This is a genomic window from Gluconacetobacter entanii (assembly GCF_003206495.1).
GTDB classification, from domain to species: Bacteria; Pseudomonadota; Alphaproteobacteria; order Acetobacterales; family Acetobacteraceae; genus Novacetimonas; species Novacetimonas entanii.
This window is the reverse complement of record NZ_NKUF01000147.1, coordinates 1-503: the sequence shown is the minus strand read 5'-3', so window position 1 is coordinate 503 and position 503 is coordinate 1. Positions and strand designations below refer to the sequence as shown.

Below are 503 nucleotides of genomic sequence, written 5' to 3'. Positions count from 1 at the left end.
GAAATTCGTAGATATTGGGAAGAACACCGGTGGCGAAGGCGGCAACCTGGCTCATGACTGACGCTGAGGCGCGAAAGCGTGGGGAGCAAACAGGATTAGGGCCTGTTAGATCTTGAATTTCTTCCCATATTGTAGGGATGGAAGAAGGAGACAGAACAGGCACCTTTACGGACGAGACATGGGCGATCTGGGAACCTCTGATTGAGGAGGTTCGCCCGAGGGGCAAGACGCCGCCACATGATCTGCGGCGGACGATAGCAGCGATTTTCTGGCGTCATGAGAATGGCGCGAAATGGCGGAGTATCCCCGCTGAACTGGGTCCGTGGTGGCGGGCTGCGCAGCTTTTCATCCGCTGGGCGAAGCTCGGCGTATGGGAGCGGCTGCTCGCACTGGTTCAGGAACAACAGGGAGTGGCATTCGGAATGACTTTTCTGGATGGCACAAACATCAGGGCTCACCACAAAGCGGCGGGAGCCCAAAAAAAGGGGCCTCTTTCGAAGAGC

The 503-nt window shown here is 56.9% G+C and carries 1 protein-coding gene and 1 rRNA gene; both read left to right on the top strand.

The window, feature by feature from the left end:
- Window positions 1–126 (top strand): 16S ribosomal RNA (locus CFR72_RS16970); the annotation flags it as partial.
- Window positions 127–137: 11 nt separating this feature from the next.
- The coding region (locus CFR72_RS16965) for a transposase (protein ID WP_146220758.1) at window positions 138–503 on the top strand (366 nt) is incomplete at its 3' end.